Origin of the sequence: Streptomyces sp. PsTaAH-124 (genome assembly GCF_000373685.1) — a bacterium.
GTDB classification, from domain to species: Bacteria; Actinomycetota; Actinomycetes; order Streptomycetales; family Streptomycetaceae; genus Streptomyces; species Streptomyces andamanensis.
Genome location: NZ_KB892159.1, coordinates 1 through 18718, shown reverse-complemented (window position 1 = coordinate 18718; position 18718 = coordinate 1). Strand labels below are relative to the sequence as shown.

Genomic DNA, 18718 nt, shown 5'->3' with positions numbered 1-18718 from the left:
GCGGGGCCGGGACACCCCGGCCGATGCGGATCTCGTCGTGGCAGCAGGCGGAGCACAACGCGGCCCGCTGGATGCGGCACTGGGGGTACGCCGACGCCGTCGCGCGTCCCGGCGGCCCCGACGCGGGCATCGACATCCGGGCACGAGGTGCGCTGGGCCAGGTGAAGTACCAGGCCGCCCAGGCCGGACGGCCGGAGCTGCAACGGTTCGTCGGCGCGCGGCCGAAGGGGTCGACGGCCCAGTTGATCTTCTTCACGGGCAGCGACTACACGACGACCGCCCTCGCCTACGCGCAGGAGTGGGACATCGCCCTGTTCCGCTACCGACTCGACGGCACGATGACCCCGGCCAACGACACCGCCCGCCGCGTCCACCGCCGGACCGCCGCCGCCCGTGTCCCCGGCCCGGCCGCCGCCCCACCGGCCGCCGGGCGCTCCGGGCGGGCCCCGGCCGCGGACCGGGGCTTCTGGCGGCGCAACTGGCGGGTGGTCGCCGGGGTCCTGCTGCTGATGGCCCCGCTGGGCTCGATCGGCGACGAGGAGACGTACACCGGGCCGCCCGCCCTGGACGTGCTCAAGTTCGTCGGCATCCTGGCCGCCTGCTGGCTGGTGGGCGCGTATCTGCTGGCCACCCGGGGCGGCAGGCGCGTCCGGGCGGGGACCGGTCCCGTGCGGGTACGCCTCGCCCGGGACCGTACGCCCTCGAACCGCACCGGCGGCCCGTCCGCGCCGCCCGCACCGCCGCCGGAGGAGCTGGTGGCGGAGGCGGCGCGGCTGCTCGCCGCAGGCCGTGGACAGGGCGCGGCCGACCGGATGCTCCGGGAGCGCGGGACGGGTTTCCTGGAGCGCGGCCGGATCCTCGGCGAGGCGAGGAAGCGGAACGAGGCGAGCGGACGCCGCTGAGAGGGCCGACTCGGTACGGGAGCGTCGAGGGCGTCGGCTCTTCCCGGATCCCTCCCGTCTTCCGGAACCCGTGCGTCCACGATCGGCAGCGCCCGCCTCGACGGGGGATGCGAGGCGGGCGCCACAGCCAGTGTGCCACGGGAACCGCTTTCTGTGTCCGCGACAATCGGTCGATCGGGAACAGGCGGGGCGCGCGAAGCACGGGGAGCGCGACGGGGCTCGGGGCGCGCCGTCCCGAGCCACCAGGCGCCGTTGGAGCGTGCCCGGCCGTGGGCAGGATCGCCGTGGGTCCCCGACCACTGGCAGAAAGGGCCGGCCGTGGCTACCGAGTTCCAGCGCGACAAGCTCGCCAACGTGTTCCGCGCGTTCGACGCCGACGACAACGGCTACCTCGACGAGCGCGACTTCCAGGCCCTCGCGGAACGCTGGAAGGAGCTGCCCCGGGTGCGGGAGGGGTCCGAACTGGCCATGCGCGTGGACACGGTCGTCCGGGGCTGGTGGGACCTGCTCGCGGCCCACGTGGACGCGGACCACGACGGCAAGGTCGATCTGGACGGGGTCCTCGCCATGGTGGACCTGCTGCCCACGATGCGCGAGGTCGTCGCCGCGACCGCCGAGACCGTCTTCGACGCCGTCGACGAGAACGGCGACGGCCGCATCTCCCCCGCCGAGCACCGGCGGCTGGTCGACACGTGGCACGGTGAGAGTGTCGACACCGCCGGTGTCTTCGACCGCCTCGACCAGGACGGCGACGGCTGGCTGAGCCGCGCGGAGTTCACCATCCTCTGGATCCAGTTCTGGACCAGCGCCGACCCGTCCGACCCGGGCAACCAACTCTGCGGCCCGGTGCCGACCCGCACCTGACCACCCTTCGGCACCTCACCCGGGCAGGCCCGCCCGCCTCCCCGTCGGCCCCTCTTGGACTTCCCCTCGGGGGGGAGCAGGGCGACGGCGTGATACGGCTCATGACACGGCGCCTTACACGGCGCCGTGACCCGGGCGGACCCGATGCTCCGCCCGGTCACAGCGGCGCGCCGCCGGACGGCGACCGCCGCTCGCGGAGTCCCGCCGCCGATGCGGGACATCGGTGATCTCGCGCCCGCCCAAGGCCGCGCTTGAGGTCGGCCCCCCTCCGCGCCTGCCCCGGTCCCGCCTGCGTCCTGCCCCGGTCCGCCCGCGTCCTGCCCCGGCCCCGCCGCGCGAGCCGACGCCGGCCCTCCCGCGCCGCCCGCTTCCGGCAGCCGGACCGGAACCCGGTGGCGGCACGGGCGTCCGCCCGCCGAGGTCAACAGTTATGCGTACCTCTGTGGAAAACGGAACGGTGAACGCACCTTGAACAACCCGGCCGGGCCGGGCCAGAGTTCGGGCAGCGGCGCACCCCCCAATACGCCGCTGGACCGGCATTCCCCATACCGCGGACGGCTGTCTCCTGCCTTGAGGAGATCTGCCGGCTTCCCCAGCCGCGTATGTGTCATGCCCATGCAGAAAGGAAAGCTGTGCGCGTTTCCCGTATATCCATGGTGGTCACCGCCGTCGGCACGCTGCTCTCGGCCGCTGTCGTCACAGGCGCCGCCCAGGCCACCGCCGCCCCCACCGCGGCCCGGTACCAGCCGGAGATGGTCACGGCGCTGGCCCACTCCCTCGGCGTCAGCGAGGACGCCGCCGTGGCCCGGCTCGACCGGCAGGCCGCCCAGGAAGGCGAGCTGTCCGACCTCGGCCGCGCGGGCGTGGCGACGGACGGCGCCTACTTCACCGCGGACGGCAGGCTGACGGTGAACGTCTCCTCCGCTGCCGCCGCCGCGCAGGTCAGACAGCACGGCCTGGCGGCCCGCGTACCGCAGCGCGGCGAGCACGCCCTGGACCGCGTCAAGGCGTCGCTCGACGCCCAGGCCCTCCGCGAGGCCCCCGACGGCGTCACCTCGTGGTCGGTGGACCTGCCGAGCGACACCGTCACCGTGCACGTCGACCCGGACCGCACCTCCGCCGCGGCGAAGTCGTTCCTCAAGTCGGCCGCCGCGCACGGCAGCGCCGTGCGCATCGTCCGGGACGGGCAGGGCCTCACCACGCAGGCGACCGTGTACCCGGGCAGCAGCATGTCCTGGACCAACAACTCGGGCAGCTGGGTCTGTTCCGTCGGCTACGGCGCCCATGACTCCTCGGGCCGTCAGTACCTGGTGAGCGCGGGACACTGCGTGGCCGACCTCACCGATCTGTACGTCAACAAGTCGCACTTCGCCAAGGGCGTCCACAGCCGCTACGCGCTGGGCCGCCAGAGCGTCGACATGGGCATCGCCCAGGTCGACTCGGACGACTCGGTCGCCACTCAGGTCGGCACCTGGGGCCAGGGTTCGAACGTCGCCGTCAAGGGCAGCAAGCGCGCGGCCTCCGGCGCCTCGCTGTGCAAGTCGGGCCAGACCACCGGGTGGACCTGCGGCGCGGTGAAGTCGTACAACGTCTCCGTCACCTACAAGGACGAGCACGGCGGTCCCGACACGGTGGTCACCGGTCTGGCCACCTCGTCGGTGTGCACGGAGGGCGGTGACAGCGGCGGCGCGTACATCTCCGGCAACCAGGCGCAGGGCATGACCTCGGGCGGTCCCATCGGCCAGCAGTGCTCAGGCACCAACTCCTCCGGCTCTTCGTACTTCCAGCCCCTCGACGACGCTCTGTCGTACTACGGTCTGACCCTGAACACCAACTGACCACCGGGTCCTGGACCAAGAGGGCGGGTCCGCCGACGGCGGGCCCGCCCCGCCGGGCGTACGCACCCGCGTCCCCGGCCGCCCGGCAGCGACGAGGAGGAGCCATGGGAGGACCCCACCGGGCCGAACCCGACGACGACGGCCGCCCCTCCTCCCGGCGCACCGCGGCGCCGGACACGACCGGGCCCTTCGCCGCCGTCTTCCGGGACGCCGTCCAGCGCCGCGGACTCTCCCTGGACCGGGTGCGCGAACGGCTGGCCGCCCAGGGCATCGGCGTCAGCCTCGCCACCCTGAGCTACTGGCAGCGCGGACGCAGCCAGCCGGAACAGGCGCGTTCCCTGCGCGCCGTGGACGCCCTCGAAAGCATCCTCGACCTCCCGACCGGCGCCCTGCGCTCCCTCATCGGACCGAGCCGTCCGCGCGGCCGGATCACCAGCGAGGGCCCCGGACTCGACGACTCACGGCAGGTGTTCGGCGAACGCTCCCACGTCGAACTCGCCCTGGGCACGGACTTCGCCCAGTTCAACAACGACCTCGTCGCGCTGAGCATCCACGAGACGGTACGCATCGACGCGCGCCGCCGCTGCCGGGCCGTCGCCGTGAAGCAGGTGATGCGGGCGACCCGGGACGGAGCGCGCCACATCACGGTGGTGCACGACGAGATATCCGCCGAGCACGCCACCGTCACCCCTCACTTCGGCCGCCTCGGCACGGTCCGCCGCATCCCCGAACTGCGCACCGTCGTGGCCGAGATGGAGTTCGGACGGCCGCTCGCCCGCGACGAGACCGCGCTGATCGCCTACACACTGGAGTACGGTCCCGAACCGGCCCAGTGCCCGCACTACGAGCGGCGGATGCGCACCAGCCCGCACGAGTACCTGCTCCACATCTGCTTCCACCCCGACGCGCTGCCGACGAGCTGCCACCGCTTCTTCAAGGAGCGGATCGACGCACCCATGCGCTACGAGCGCGGTATCGCCCTGGACGTGTCGCACGCCGCGCACATCCTGCTGCACAAGTGCCCGCCCGGTGTCCACGGCATGTTCTGGGAGTGGCCCCGCTGACCGGCCTAGCGGTTGACCGACCGCATCCCCGCCTCGTCGTACCGCTCGCCCGCCACCTTCGGCAGCTCCGCGTCGATACGGCTCAGGTCCTCGGCGGTCAGCTCGATGCCGACCGCGGCGGCGTTCTGCTCCAGATAGGTACGGCGCTTGGTGCCGGGGATCGGCACCAGGTGCTCGCCCTGCGCCAGCACCCAGGCGATGGCGAGCTGGGCCGGGGTGACGTCCTTCTCGGCGGCGATCTCCTTGACCTTCGCCGCCAGCCGCAGGTTCGCCTCCAGATTGGCGTCCGTGAAGCGGGGGTTGCCGCGGCGGAAGTCGTTCTCGTCCAGCTCGTCGGGGGAGCTGAAGCGGCCCGCCAGGAAGCCGCGGCCCAGCGGCGAGTACGGCACGAAGCCGATGCCCAGCTCCCGGCAGGCCGGCAGTACCTCGGCCTCCACGTCCCGCGACCACAGCGAGTACTCGCTCTGCACGGCGGTGACCGGGTGCACGGCATGGGCCCGCCGGATCGTGGCCGCGCTCGCCTCGCTCAGCCCGATGTGCCGCACCTTGCCCTCGGCGACCAGCTCGCCGAGCGCGCCGACCGTCTCCTCGATGGGGACGTCCGGGTCGACCCGGTGCTGGTAGTAGAGGTCGATGTGGTCGGTGCCCAGCCGCTCCAGCGAGCCGTGGACGGAGCTGCGCACATGCTCGGCCGAGCCGTCCTGGCGGCCGATGCTGTCCATGTCGCCCGGTACGGCGTTGTCCATCCGGTAGTTGAACTTGGTTGCGATGACGTACTCGTCGCGATGCCCCCTGATCGCCTCGCCGACCAGCGACTCGTTGGTGAGCGGGCCGTACATCTGGGCGGTGTCGAGGAACGTGATGCCCAGGTCGAGGGCCCGCCGGATGGTCGCGACGCCCTCGTCCTGGTCGGTGGTGCCGTAGAAGGCGGACATCCCCATGCATCCGAGCCCGATGGCCGATACCGTGAGGTCCCGAAGACTGCGTTCCTGCATGAGGGTCCTTTCTCGCACTTTCGTTCGCCGTCCGTCCGGCACGAGGGCTGTTCCCGTCCGCTGACGGTTGCCGCCCCCTGCATCCTCCGCCAGCCGACCCGCTCCGGGGCCCCCGGCACGCCGGACATCCGCGACGCTACGAGCTGGAGCACACTCGAAGTCAAACCGCACCCTGTGCTGCGGGCCGCCCGTGCCCCCCGGTGCCGACCGGGCGGGCACGGGCGGCCGCTGTCACCGGGACGGTGCGTGCTGGCCGGTCATGAGGGCGGCCAGGTCGTCCGGTTCCAGGAAGGACGGTGGCGGGGGCGGGCCCCAGCTGAACAGGCCCCGGGCGGCGTCGAAGACCTCCGGGGTCCAGAGTTCGTCCTCGGGGATGCAGTCCATGTCGGCGTAGTACTCGCTGAAGGTGCCCGCCGGGTCCTTGAGGTACCAGAAGAAGTTGGAGCCCGCGTGGTGCCGGCCGAGGCCCCAGACATGCCGGTCGGGATGGCCGTCCAGCATCGCCGCCGCGCCCCGTCCGATGTCGTCGATGTCGTCGAGCTGCCAGGACGTGTGGTGCAGGAAGTTCACCGGTGCCGCGAGCGCGAGCACATTGTGGTGGTCGACCGAGCAGCGCATGAAGGTGCCCCGGTCCCCGATGTGGTCACTGATCCGGAAACCGAGTGCCTCGGTGAAGAACCGCGTGGTGGCCGCGAGATCGGTGGTGCCCACCACGCAGTGGCCGAGCTTGGCGGGCCGGATCGGGTCCGCGCGCAGCACGCCGGGCGCGCGGCCGAGCCGCTCGACGCGGCCGGGCCCGTTGTACGGAGTGGCCGGGACGGGCCGCTGGGTGATCCGCGGCGCGATCTCGACGCGGACGACGAAGCCGGAGACCGGCTCGACCGCGGTGACGGCGGAGCCGTCCGGGCCGCCGGACACGCCGAGGCGCTCCAGCCGCGACGCCGTCCGCGCGATGTCGTCGGCGTCGTCGACTCCCACGCCGAGTTCGGTCAACCGGCGGCGGGGGGCGTACCGGACGCGTAACTGCTCCCCGCCGTCGCGGGTGCCGAAGGACCCGCCGCCGTGGTGGGTGAGCCCGAAATCGGAGTAGTAGGCGATGGTTTCCGCGACGTTCGGGACGCCCATCGTGACCCGGGTGAGCCGATGCATGCCCATGTCGGTCCTCCTGTGCGGACGAATGTCCGGCGCATCTCACCGATGCCCTCGGTCCGGCTGACGAGTTGCTCACCGGCCCTCGGGAACCGGGCCGGTGTACGGCCTATACCCATATCCGGCGGCCTTCCCGTGAACCCGTGAGGCGGAGGTCGCCCGGAGGCGACCGGAGCCGGGGCGGGAGGACGGAACAGTCCCGAGCGCGGCACGCCTCGGAGTCCGCGCGAGGACCGAGCGCACCGCGAACACCGGGACCGGCGGGGCGGTGTCGGCCAGCGCGGCGGCCATGTCCCGCGCGTCCTGCGCGGGAAAGAGGCCGAGGTGGTGCAGGGCGTCGAGCGCGGCCACCTGGGAGACCGTGCCGGGAAGCCGCCGGACGTCCCGCGCGGACCGCGACCCGCCGTGTTCGGCGAGATCGACCGCGACGACACGGCAGTGCCCGGGGAGGGCGCGGGTGACCGCGTCGACGTCGTGCGGTCGCAGCCCCAGCCAGGTATCTGGACCGGCGTCGGACCCGAACCCCGTACCCGAATCCCCTGCCCGACCCTGAACCAGGAACGCACCATTGCACGCGCAGCCGTATCACATCGCGGCACGCGGCTCCTGGCGTTACATGACAGTACGTCACATCACGTCTCGGCAGCTGGAACGGGACGCCAGCGGGACGCCAGCGGGACGGCAGCGGCCTGTTCCAAGGTGGGGACCGCCCCTGGATCCGGTCCGGACCCCGTTCCGGGCCGGGCGGGCGCAGCATCCGTGCAATCGTCCACGTGCAGAGAGAACCCCACCATGAACAGAATCAGGCTGCCGTCCTGACGGCCGCGGTCGTCGCAGGCACGGCCCTCGCCGCCACCCCGGCGCACGCGCTCAGCTACTGCGAGATCGGCACCGACCGCGCCGCCGATGCCCGCACCCGGAACCCCACCGATACCTGGAGCAACTGGTCCTCGCTGGGCGGGAAGTGGCAGAGCGGCATCAGGGTCGGACAACTGGGCCGGGGCAACTTCGAGTTCGGCATCAGCGACGTCGGCGGCGACGGCAGCCTGTGGGCCAACCTCTTCGCACGGCGCCCGCCCGCCCCGGCGGCCGGGGTCAGACGGACGAGGTGATCGCCCGGGTGACGGCCGTGACCGCCGGGGAGCAGCGGCCGGGAAGGCGCGCCACGAGCACACGGCGGAGCTCCGCGGGCGCGCCTTCGACGCGGAGCAGGCTCACCCCGGGCGGGAGCACCGGCGCGAGCCGGGACGGTACCGTCGTCACCCCGAAGCCGCCCGCGACCAGGTGGAGCTTCGTGAGCCAGTCGCGTGCCCGGTGGGCGATACGCGGCCGTCCGGGCAGGCCCGGCCAGACACCCAGCAGCGGTTCGGAGTGCGACGACGGGGCGGCGATCCACGCGGCGTCGACCAGTTCGTCGACATGCACCGCCGTGCGCCCGGCGAACGTCCCGGCCGAAGCCGTCGCCAGGACGAGTTCGGTGTCCACGGCGGTCTCCACGTGCAGGCGCGGTGACTCGCCGTCCAACGGCCGGTGCGGCGGCCGGGAACTCAGCACGGCCAGGTCGATCGAGCCCGCCCGCAGCGCCCGGACCAGGGCCGGTGAGGTGCCCTCGGTCGTGGTGACCGTGATCTGCGGGTCGGTCGCCGCGAGCCGGGTGAGCGCCGCGGGCAGGACGACCGCGCCCGCGCTCAGGAACAGCCCGAGCCGCACCGTCGTGGACCGGGGGACCGTGCCGGTGAGGTCGGCTTCGGCCGCCGCAAGGCAGTCCAGCATGGTGCGGGCGTGGCGCAGCAGGGTCAGCCCGGCGGGGGTGAGCCGCACCCCGTCGGGACGCCGGTCGAACAGCGTGACGCCCGCGCTCCGTTCGAGCGAGACGGCCTGCCGCGAGACCGCCGACTGCGTGTAGCCGAGCCGGGCGGCGGCCGCCGTGAAGCTGCCGGATTCCGCGATCTGCCGGAGGACCCGCAGCCCCGTACTGGAGATGTCCATGCGGCCTACGCATACCACATATGCCCGATCGTCGCTTCCCGCATGACCGCGCGCACTCCTAGTGTCGATGCCGACCGGTCCCGACGACCCTGGAGGCCCTCACATGCGAGCAGCGGTACTGACCCGGTTCGGAGCCCCGCTCACGGTGCGCGAGCTGCCCGACCCCGAGGCGGGCGGCGGTGAGGTGCTGGTCGAGGTCCTGGCCACCTGCGTCGCCCCGTACGCGGCCGAGGTCTTCGGCGGCGCACGGAACTACCCCCTCGTCCCGCCCGTCGTGCCCGGGGTCGGCGCGGTGGGCCGGATCGTCCACGTCGGCCCGGACGCCACCCGGCTGCGCGCCGGGGACCTGGTGTGGTGCGACTGCACGGTGCGCTCGCGCGACGACGCGCTGACGCCCGACATCACCCTCCAGGGCTGGAGCTCCCGCGGCGAGGGCGGCGCGAAGCTCGCCCGGCACCTGCACGACGGGGCGTTCGCCGAACTCATGCGGGTGCCCACGGAGAACGTCTTCCCGCTCCCGGCCGCCGCCGGGGACGACCCGGCCCGCTGGTCCGCGCTCTCCGTGCACACCATCGCCTACGGCGGACTGCTCGCCGGCGGACTCGCGGCCGGTGAGACGCTGCTCGTCAGCGGGGCCACCGGCAACCTCGGCAGCAGCGCCGTCGCCGTCGCGCTCGCGCTGGGAGCGGGCCGCGTGGTCGCGCCGGGCCGCAACCGGGCGGCGCTCGGCCTGCTCGCCGACCGGTTCGGCCCACGGGTGCGCCCGGTGCCGCTGACCGGCGACGAGGCGGCCGACGGCGCGGCGATGTGCGCGGCGGCCGACGGCCCGATCGACATGGTGATCGACCTGCTCCCGCCGAGCGCGCCCGTCTCCGCGGTGCGGGTCGCGGCCATGACCGTGCGCGAGTACGGACGCGTCGTCCTCATGGGCGGCGTCGGCATGCCCGACGGCGCCGCGCTCGCGCTCCCGTACCGCTGGATCATGCGCAACTCGGTGACCGTGCGCGGCCAGTGGATGTACCCGCGCACCGCGAACACCGGCCTGATCCGGCTGCTCGCCGCGGGCACGCTGGACCTCGCCCCCGAACGCGTCCGGTCGTTCGGCCTCGACGCCGTCAACGACGCCGTCGCGTACGCCGCCGTACACAGCGGCCCGTTCGACCGCACCGTCCTCCTCCCGCGCGCCGCGACCGCCTCGGCGTGACCCGTCGGCCCCGGCGGACAGCTTTTCACGGTGCGACAAGATGTCTGATTCGGTCAATGCCCGTTCAGACAGGTGTGGTTAGCATGGGGATATTAGGATGCCGAGCAGAGACCGGCGGGCGAATAGTAGGAGGAACATGCGGCCGCGCGTGGATGAGATGCTCGACTACTGCACTCTTGAGGTCGCGATGACCGTCTGCGGGGGTGTGTGGAAGCTCAGCATTCTCAAATACCTCTTCGGTGGAACGTTACGTTTTGGTGAATTGAACCGGGCGATGCCCGATATCACTCCGCGGATGCTCACCCGTCAGTTGCGCGACCTGGAGGAGGACGGCCTCGTACGGCGCACCGTCTACCAGGAGATCCCGCCGCGCGTGGAGTACTCGCTGACCGAGATCGGTATGAGCCTGCGGGGTCTGGTGACCCAGCTGGAGGAGTGGGGCAACTACTACCGGGAGCAGATCCGCAGCACCGTCCCGGACACCGTGGCGGCCTGCGAGCCGCCGGACCGACGCGTGAAGGCCGTCTCGTAGGGGCGTACGCCGCTCCACGAGACGGCCGGTTCCCGGACGTCCGCCTGCCACGGACGCCCGCGCGGCCGCGGCCTCAGACCGACGGCTCGTTCTCCGCCGGGGCGTGCCGCGGGGTGTCCGCCGCGGGCCGCGCTTTGCCGGGGCGCAGGAGCAGGGCGGTCAGTCCGGCGAGTACGAGCAGGACCGCCGCCACTGTCGCCGTACTGACGGAGAAGCCCCGCTCGAAGGCGTGCTGCGCGCTGTCGCGCAGCGCCTCGCCCGTCCTGCCCGACAGCTGGGCCGCCAGGTCCGTCGCGGCGCTCAACGACCCCGATACCGCGTCCGACTGAGGGGGCGTCAGCCCGTCGACGGGCTCGATGTACGCGCCGTACGCCACCGTCGTGATGATGCCCATGGCCGCGACGCCGAGCCCGGCGCCGAGCGAGAACCCGACCTCCTGGACCGCACCGGCCTCCGCGGCCCGCTCGGGCGGCGCCGCACTCATCATCGAGTCCGCGCCCAGCGTCATGACGGTGCCCGCGCCGAGGCCCACCGCGATCAGCGCCGCGAGGTTCCCGGCCGCCCCGAACAGCGAGAGCGCGAGCAGCGCCAGGGCGAGCAGGCACACGCCCGCCGTCACCCCCCACCGGTTGCCGACGGCCGAGGCCAGCCGCGGGGCCAGCACCCCGCCGATCGCGCTGGCCACCGCCACCGGCACCAGCGACAGGCCCGCTCTCAGCGGCGAGTAGCCGTCGACCAGCTGGAGCTGCTGGGTCAGCAGGAACAGCAGCCCGGTGTAGGCGCCGTAGCACAGCAGGATCGCCACCGTGGAGACCGAGAACCGGCGGTCGGCGAAGAGCCGCATGTCGAGCAGCGGGTTCGGGATGCGGCGCTGGCGCAGGGTGAAGGCGACCAGCAGCGCCGCGCCCAGGACACCGGCCGCCACGGTGACCGGCGAGACGGCCCCGGGCTGCCCGATGTGCTGGAGCGCGTACACGGCCCCCGCGAGGCCGAGGATCGAGATCAGCGCGCTGACGCCGTCGAAGCGGCGCGGCGCCGGATTGCGCGACTCGGGGACCAGCACCCCGCCGGCCAGCAGCGCGAGCGCCGCGATCGGCACGTTGACCAGGAACACCGCCCCCCACGAGTACCGCTCCACCAGGACGCCGCCGAGCACCGGCCCGAGCGCGGCGCCGGTGCTGGAACTGGCCACCCACAGCCCGTACGCCAGCGACCGCTCGCGGGCGACGGGGAAGACGACGCGGATGATGACCACGGTGCTCGACAGCATCATCGAGTAGCCGAGGCCCTGCACGGCCCTGGCCGCGATGAGCTGACCGGGCGCCGAGGACGCGGCCGCCGCGAGCGAGGAGAGCGCGAAGACGGCCAGCCCCGCCATCAGGATCCGCTTGCGCCCCAGCCGGTCTCCCAGGGTGGAGCAGACCACCAGCGTCGCCGCCACGGTGAGCGCGTAACCGTCCGTGATCCAGAGCAGTTCGGAGCTGGACGGCAGTAATTCCCGGCCCACCGTGGGCAGCGCGACATTGAGGATGGTGAGGTCCATGCCTCCCATGAGCATTCCGGCCAGCAGGACGACAAGCACTGCCCAGCGGCGGGGGTCCGACTTATCTTCTGTCATGAGTTCATCGTGCAGATCGCCGACGGGGCAGGACAAGTACGGTATTTCTTGTCCCTGGGGACAAAATGTGTACTGCCTCTGACCGGCTGCTGAGAGCCTCTTGCCCGGAAATTCGAACACCCGGGGACCGGCCGTCGCACCGGATGGCGCCGACCGCTTCAGACCGTGCGAAGGGACACCCGCAGTCCGGCCTCCCGCGCCGCCCGGTAGCAGTACGACGCCCGCGCCGCCGTCAGCAGTTCGCAGCCGCTGCGATCGGCCAGCCGGGCGGCGTGGCAGGCGGCCAGCACCTCGGGCCCGTCGATACGCAGCGTGGTGGACGCCGCGTACAGCCGGCCCGCCTCGACGGCCGCCGAGGCGTCGTGCGGGGCGCTGTCCAGCGAGCTGCGCCGGCAGAAGGCCGTCAGTTTGCCGCCGAGGAAGCCGTGCCGTTGCACACATGTCTCGTCCCAGCAGTCGCGCATCCCCGCGGTGACCGCCACCGCGACGGACGGCGCGAGCAGCTTCAGCCTTCCGGTCAGCGCCGCGACGCGGACGGCGGCGGCCTCCGGACCGTGACCGGTGACGATCCGGTACAGGGCGAAGGAGTCCACGACCGCCGACGCGGGCCCGGCGGTCACCGGTGCTCCTCCGCGTCGAGCAGCCGCATGCCGCGCGGTGCGCCGCTCACACACGGCAGCGCGGCGACGGCCGCGAGCGCGGAGCTCAGCGCCGCGTCGTCGGTGTCCTCCGTCAGCAGGACGAGCGCCTCCCGCCCCGCCGCGCGCCGCCGGTGGGCGCCGTCGACGCGCACGCCCCCGTCCCGCAGCGCGGCGGCCACGTCGGCGAGCGCCGCCGCGGTGTCGGTCACCGGGACACGCAGGTGGTGGCGGGAGCGGGCGCCCGGGACGGCGCCGCTCCGCGCCACCAAGGTCTGGGGCGCGGCGCCGCGGTGCCCGAGCACCCTCCTGCGGGCCGCCGCCACGACATCGCCGAGGACCGCGCCCGCGGTGGGCACACCACCGGCCCCGGCGCCGCGGAACAGCAGCGGCCCGGCGTCGGCGGCCTCCACGAGCACCGCGTTGTCGGCGCCGCGCACCTCGGCGAGAGGATGCGCACGGGCCACCATCGCGGGATGGACCCGCAGCAGCACGCCGTCCCGGCCGGCGGGCCGCTCCAGCACGGTGACCGGTTTGACGACCCGGCCGAGGGCGCGGGCGTCGGCCACGTCCGCCGCGGTCACCCCGGTGATGCCCTCGCGGCGCACGTCCGCCGGGGGCACCCGGACGCCGAAGGCGAGCGCGGCGAGGACGACGGCCTTGGCCGCCGCGTCCAGCCCCTCCACGTCGGCGGTCGGGTCGGCCTCGGCGTACCCGTGGTCGACGGCCTCGCGCAGCGCCGCCCCGAAGCCGCCGCCCGTCTCGGTCATCCGGTCCAGGATGTAGTTGGTCGTACCGTTGACGACACCGGTGATCCGGGTGATCCGGTCACCGCCGAGCGAGTCGCGCAGCGGTCTCAGCAGCGGGACCGCCCCGGCCACGGACGCCTCGTACAGCAGGTCCACGCCGTGGCGGGCGGCACTCTCGTGCAGCAGCGGCCCGTGCTCGGCCAGCAGCGCCTTGTTGGCGCTCACCACCGAGGCGCCCTGCTCCATGGCGGCGACGGCCAGCGAGCGCGCCGGTTCGGTGCCGCCGAGGAGTTCGACGACGATGTCGATGTCGCCGCGTTTGACGAGCGCCAGCGGGTCGTCGGTCCACAGGCCGGGGTCCAGGCCGAGACCGCGGGGCCGCCGGGTGTCGCGCACCGCGACACCGGCCAGTTCGACGGGGGCGCCGATCCGTGCGGCCAGGTCCGGCGCCGAGGTGTGCAGACGCCGTACGACTTCGGTTCCCACCACTCCGCAGCCGAGCACGGCCACCTTCAGGGGGGCGGTGTTCATCAGGGCCTCATTTCCGGGGTACTCCGTGGTCTTCGTGGTTCCCGGCGGTTCCGGGCGGTTTCCGGGCGGTTTCCGGTGGTTCTCGGTGGTTCTTAGCGGTCGCCTTCTTCGCGGTCGCCGGGGAGCGCGGCGCGCTCAACGTCCCGTCCCGGCGTGGACGACGGCCTCGGTGGCGGTGTCGAGGTCACAGGCGCTGTGCAGGGCGCGCACCGCGTCGTGGAGCCGGTCGGCGGCGCACAGCGCCGAGACGCGCAGCCCGGAGGCGGCGGTCAGCCGGACGCCGATGCCCGCCCCGGCCAGCGCCGCCGCCACCCCGGCGGCGCCGGGGTGCCCGGCGCCCACCAGAGAGACCCGGCCGAAGCCGGACAGGCGGCGCACCGGCCCGTACCCGAGGCGGTCACGATGGCGCTCCAGGAGACCGACGGTGCGCGGGGCGTCCGCTGCGGGCACCGTGAAGGCGACCTCGCTCCCCGCCGGGGTCGCGACGGCCTGCACCATGTCGGCCGGTGTCCGGGCCTCGGCGAGCAGCGTGGACACCTCGGCGAGCAGCACGGAGAAACGGGTTCCGGCCGCGGGACCGGCGGCCGGGTCCGCCACCGTGACCAGCTCCATCGCCCCGGTGTGGGTCACACCCGTGACACGAGGCCCCGTCCCGGCGGGCGGCGGCGTCCGCGAGACGAGTGTCCCGGGGCCGTCCGTGAACGAGGAACGGACACATATCTCCACCCCGTGCCGCCGGGCGTACTCCACACAGCGCGGCATCAGCACCTTCGCGCCGGTGGCCGCCATTTCGAGCATGTCGGTGGAGCTGACGGTCTCCAGCAGCCGCGCCCCGGCCACGACCCGGGGGTCGGCCGAGAACACCCCGTCGACGTCCGTGTAGATCTCGCACACATCGGCGTCGAGCGCGGCGGCCAGCGCCACCGCCGTCACGTCCGAGCCGCCCCGCCCCAGCGTCGTGATGTCACCGGTCTCCCTGCACAGCCCCTGGAACCCGGCGACCAGCGCCACCGCGCCCCGCGCCAGCACCTCCCGCACCCGGACCGGCGCCACCTCGACGATGCCGGCCGCGCCGTGGTCGGCGTCCGTGAAGATGCCCGCCTGGGCGCCGGACAGCGAGTGGGCGCTGCCGCCCAGATCGTGGACGGCCATCGCCATCAGCGCGTTGGACACCCGTTCCCCCGAGGTCAGCAGCATGTCCATCTCCCGCGCCGGACGGTTGCCGCTCACCTCCTCGGCCAGGTCGATCAGTTCGTCGCTGCTGTCCCCCATCGCCGAACAGACGACGACGACTTCGTGACCGCTGCGCTGGGTCTTGAGGACACGTGCGGCGATCTGCCTGATCCGGTCCGCGTCCTGCAACGAGGACCCGCCGTACTTCTGGACGATCAGCATGCATCTGCTCCTTCCGGCATCGTGAGCATCGGGAATCGTGTGCCGCCGCGTACGGGAACGGGCCGACGCGCCCTCCGTACGCCGGTGTTCGCAGCGCGCGCCGTGCCCCGCCGTCCGGAGGGGCGGCGAGGCACGGCGCACCGGATCAGCGCGACGGGCGGAGCCAGGACGCGACCGCCCGCGCCGTCGTGTCGGCGAACGCGTCGATCATCGAGACGTGACTGCCCGGCACGGAGATCTCGGTGTGCGCCAGCGGCCAGCGCGACCGCGCGCCGTCGTCGCCGCCGGGCAGCTCCTCGGCCCGGACCATCAGCGTCGGGGCGGCGGCCCGCCGGGGCGTCCAGCCCCGGAACAGGTCGAGATGGCGGCCCATGGCGGTCAGATTGGCGTCGTCGACCAGGTCGGCGACCTCCGGCTTGGTGGCCAGCTCGTCGAAGAGCGTCGACTGGATCCGCAGGATCTCCGGGTCGTCGGGCAGATAGCTGTCCAGGAGCACGACGCGCTCGGGCCGGTCGCCCGCGGCCAGCTCCTCCGCCACCGCCTGGGCGAGCCAGCCGCCCGAGGAGTAGCCGACCAGGACGAACGGCCGGCCGTCCGCGCAGGCGCGTACGGCGTCCGCCTGGGCGCGTACGAGGGACGCGACGGTCCCGGGCAGCGGCTCGCCGTCGGCGTATCCGGCGGCGGTCAGCGCGTACACGTCCCGCTCGCCACGGAACGCTGAGGCGAACCGGGCGAACTGGTACGGGCTCGCCGGGGCCACGAACGACGGCAGGCACACGAGGGCGGCCTGCCCGGCGCCGCGCGCGAAGCGGATCGGCGGCCGGGGCGCGGCAGGGGAAGCCGCTTCCTCGCGCAAGTGGGCGGCGGCGCCCAGGAGGCGCAGCCCCTCGCTGATCCGGCCGGACGCGCAGGCCGAGCGGAACAGCGCCATCAGCGGTGTCGGCGCGGCGGTCGCCGAGGCGGGCACCGGGACGTTCCGCACGGCGGCACCGGCCGAGACCACTCCGCCCTGCCCCGCCTCCGTCTCCGCCTCTGTCTCCGCCTCCTCCATCAACTCGTCCACGACCTTGGTCAGTTGCTCGACCGTCGGATGGTCGAACAGGACGGTCACCGGGAGCCTGACACCCGTCACCGACGCGAGCCGGCCGCGCAGTTCCATGGCCGACAGCGAGTTGAGCCCCAACTCGGTGAACGTCTCCGTCGGCGCCACGGAGCCGCCCTCGCCCCGGCCGAGCGCCAGCGCCAGTTCCTCGGTGATGACCTCGGAGATCAGCCCGGCCCGCTCGGCGCCGGAAAGCTCCGCGAACCGCCGCGCCGCCCCGGCGCCCCGCGGTGCGCCCGAGGGGACGTGGACGCCGTCGCGGTCCAGCCAGTAGCGCTCACGCTGGAAGACGTACGGCGGCAGCTCGACCGGGGCGGCGCCGGTCCCGGCGAACACCCCGGCCCAGTCGACGTGCACACCGGCGGCGAACAACCGCCCGGCGGAGGCGAACAGCTGGGCCAGGTCGCCCTTGTCCCTGCGCAAAGTGCCCGAGACGACGGCCATGGCGTCCGCGGCGTCCACCGTGTCCTGGATGCCGATGGTCAGCACCGGATGCGGACTCACCTCGACGAACACCGTGTGCCTGCTCTCCAGCAGCGCCCGTGTGGTCTCCTCGAAACGGACGGTACCGCGCAGGTTGCGGTACCAGTACTCCTCGTCGAGCTCCCGGGTGTCGAGGCGCTGCGCGGTGACCGTCGAATAGAACGGGATCCGCGAGGCCCGCGGCCGTACTCCGGCCAGCCGGGACGTCAACTCCTCGCGCACCGCCTCCACATGGGACGAGTGCGAGGCGAAGTCGACCGGCACCGTCCGGGCGCGCACCCCGTCGGCGACCAGTTGCGCGCGCGCCTCCTCGATCGCGTCGGCGTCACCGGACAGCACGGTCGCGGCCGGTCCGTTGACCGCCGCCACCGACAGCCGGCCGGCCCACGGCTTCAGGAGCGTGTCCACCCGGTCCCGCGGGAGCGGCACGGACAGCATGCCGCCGCGCCCGGTAATCGAGTGCAGGGCCCGGCTGCGCAGCGCCACGATGCGCGCGGCGTCGTCGAGGGAGAGCGCACCCGCCACGTGCGCGGCGGCGATCTCGCCCTGCGAGTGGCCCACCACCGCCGACGGCGTGACACCCAGCGCCCGCCATGTCTCGGCGAGCGAGACCATCACCGCGAACAGGACGGGCTGGACGACGTCGACCCGGTCCAGACCCGGCGCGCCGGGCGCGCCCCGCACCACATCGGTCAGGTTCCAGTCGGTGTGCGCGGCGAGGGCCCGCTCGCACCGGGCCATCGCCGCCGCGAACCGCGGTGACTGGCCCAGGAGTTCGGACGCCATGCCCGCCCACTGCGACCCCTGCCCGGGGAAGACGAGGACGACCTTGTCCCGGCCGCGCGCCGCCGGGGCCGGGGCGGCCTCGTCGGCCTGCACCCGGGTGAGGTGGTCGAGGAGGGTGTCGGGGTCGGTGGCGGTGACGACGGCGCGGTGCTCGAAGTGGGTGCGGGTGGTGGCGAGGGAGAGTCCGATGTCGGCGGGGTGCCAGCCGGGGGTGCGGGTGAGATGGTCGTGGAGGCGTTCGGCCTGGTCCTGGAGCGCCTGCGGGGTACGGCCCGACAGGACCCAGGGGGTGACCGGCAGGGACTCGGGGGCCGGACGGGGGCCGGGCGCGGGCGGCTCCTCGATGATGATGTGGGCGTTGGTGCCGCTGATGCCGAAGGAGGAGATGGCGGCGCGGCGTGGGTGGTCGGTGTGGGGCCAGGGGCGGGCTTCGGTGAGGAGTTCGACGCTGCCGTCGTTCCAGTCGACGTGTGTGGTGGGTTCGGTGACGTGCAGGGTCCGGGGGAGGATGCCGTGGCGCATGGCCTGGGTCATTTTGATGAGTCCGCCGATCCCGGCTGCCGCTTGTGAGTGTCCGATGTTGGACTTCAGTGAGCCGAGGTACAGGGGTTGTTCGGTGGTGTGTGCGGTTCCGTAGGTGTTGATGAGGGCTTGGGCTTCGATGGGGTCGCCGAGTCGGGTGCCGGTGCCGTGGGCTTCGACGGCGTCGATGTCGTGGGGGGTGAGGTGGGCGTCGGTGAGGGCTTGGCGGATGACGGCTTCTTGTGAGCGGCCGTTGGGTGCGGTGAGTCCGTTGGAGGCGCCGTCCTGGTTGACGGCGGTGCCGCGCAGGACGGCGCGGACGGGGTGGCCGTTGCGCCGCGCGTCGGACAGCCGCTC

General features: G+C 73.5%; 15 protein-coding genes. 7 read left to right on the top strand and 8 right to left on the bottom strand.

Features of this window, described 5'->3' with window-relative positions; genetic code table 11:
* Positions 1 to 23: 23 nt before the first annotated feature.
* The 4 genes from B086_RS45290 to B086_RS0104530 all read left to right on the top strand — a co-directional run bounded on the left by B086_RS45290 (position 24) and on the right by B086_RS0104530 (position 4668).
* Positions 24 to 902, top strand: coding sequence for a restriction endonuclease (locus tag B086_RS45290; protein ID WP_018565220.1), 879 nt, complete (start codon positions 24 to 26; stop codon positions 900 to 902).
* A gap of 318 nt (positions 903 to 1220) precedes the next feature.
* On the top strand, positions 1221 to 1766 hold the full coding sequence (locus tag B086_RS0104540) for an EF-hand domain-containing protein (RefSeq protein WP_018565219.1): 546 nt from the start codon (positions 1221 to 1223) through the stop codon (positions 1764 to 1766).
* Between the two features lie 653 nt (positions 1767 to 2419).
* Positions 2420 to 3604: a S1 family peptidase gene (locus B086_RS0104535; protein ID WP_018565218.1), complete on the top strand. Its 1185-nt coding sequence runs from the start codon at positions 2420 to 2422 to the stop codon at positions 3602 to 3604.
* 104 nt (positions 3605 to 3708) lie between these two features.
* A complete protein-coding gene (locus B086_RS0104530; RefSeq protein ID WP_018565217.1) occupies positions 3709 to 4668 on the top strand; it encodes a helix-turn-helix domain-containing protein in 960 nt (319 codons plus the stop codon).
* A gap of 5 nt (positions 4669 to 4673) precedes the next feature.
* Here B086_RS0104530 and B086_RS0104525 read toward each other — a convergent pair whose 3' ends face one another.
* Both B086_RS0104525 and B086_RS0104520 read right to left on the bottom strand, forming a co-directional pair.
* The gene (locus tag B086_RS0104525) at positions 4674 to 5663 is read right to left on the bottom strand and encodes an aldo/keto reductase (RefSeq protein WP_026252094.1); all 990 of its coding nucleotides are present in this window, start codon (positions 5661 to 5663) and stop codon (positions 4674 to 4676) included.
* A 231-nt stretch (positions 5664 to 5894) separates the two neighbouring features.
* Positions 5895 to 6818 (bottom strand): VOC family protein, encoded by a 924-nt coding sequence (locus tag B086_RS0104520; protein WP_018565215.1) that lies wholly within the window; start codon positions 6816 to 6818, stop codon positions 5895 to 5897.
* Between the two features lie 767 nt (positions 6819 to 7585).
* On the opposite strand from B086_RS0104520, the gene B086_RS0104510 reads away from it, so the two are divergent.
* The gene (locus B086_RS0104510; RefSeq protein WP_018565213.1) at positions 7586 to 7924 is read left to right on the top strand and encodes a hypothetical protein; all 339 of its coding nucleotides are present in this window, start codon (positions 7586 to 7588) and stop codon (positions 7922 to 7924) included.
* Here the strand turns inward: B086_RS0104510 and B086_RS0104505 are convergent.
* On the bottom strand, positions 7908 to 8801 hold the full coding sequence (locus B086_RS0104505; RefSeq protein ID WP_018565212.1) for a LysR family transcriptional regulator: 894 nt from the start codon (positions 8799 to 8801) through the stop codon (positions 7908 to 7910). The two genes, B086_RS0104510 and B086_RS0104505, sit on opposite strands and share 17 nt — an antisense overlap.
* 103 nt (positions 8802 to 8904) lie before the next feature.
* Here B086_RS0104505 and B086_RS0104500 point away from each other — a divergent pair, with 103 nt between their 5' ends.
* Positions 8905 to 10005: an alcohol dehydrogenase catalytic domain-containing protein gene (locus B086_RS0104500; protein WP_018565211.1), complete on the top strand. Its 1101-nt coding sequence runs from the start codon at positions 8905 to 8907 to the stop codon at positions 10003 to 10005.
* 97 nt (positions 10006 to 10102) lie between these two features.
* Positions 10103 to 10537 (top strand): winged helix-turn-helix transcriptional regulator, encoded by a 435-nt coding sequence (locus B086_RS0104495; RefSeq protein WP_324604685.1) that lies wholly within the window; start codon positions 10103 to 10105, stop codon positions 10535 to 10537.
* Positions 10538 to 10610: 73 nt separating this feature from the next.
* On the opposite strand, the gene B086_RS39115 is transcribed toward B086_RS0104495, so the two are convergent.
* From B086_RS39115 to B086_RS39110, 5 genes are all read right to left on the bottom strand, one after another.
* Positions 10611 to 12155 carry an MFS transporter gene (locus tag B086_RS39115; RefSeq protein WP_051115760.1) on the bottom strand — a complete coding sequence of 515 codons (1545 nt, stop codon included), beginning with the start codon at positions 12153 to 12155 and terminating at the stop codon, positions 10611 to 10613.
* Positions 12156 to 12313: 158 nt separating this feature from the next.
* Complete coding sequence (locus B086_RS0104485; RefSeq protein WP_018565208.1) at positions 12314 to 12775, bottom strand: hypothetical protein; 462 nt, start codon at positions 12773 to 12775, stop codon at positions 12314 to 12316.
* Positions 12772 to 14073, bottom strand: a complete 1302-nt coding sequence (locus B086_RS0104480) for a homoserine dehydrogenase (RefSeq protein WP_018565207.1) — start codon at positions 14071 to 14073, stop codon at positions 12772 to 12774. The genes B086_RS0104485 and B086_RS0104480 overlap by 4 nt, the downstream gene beginning before the upstream one ends.
* 135 nt (positions 14074 to 14208) lie before the next feature.
* Complete coding sequence (locus B086_RS0104475) at positions 14209 to 15468, bottom strand: aspartate kinase (RefSeq protein WP_018565206.1); 1260 nt, start codon at positions 15466 to 15468, stop codon at positions 14209 to 14211.
* 145 nt (positions 15469 to 15613) lie between these two features.
* Positions 15614 to 18718 (bottom strand): type I polyketide synthase (locus B086_RS39110; RefSeq protein WP_018565205.1); only part of this gene is annotated, 3105 nt, incomplete at its 5' end.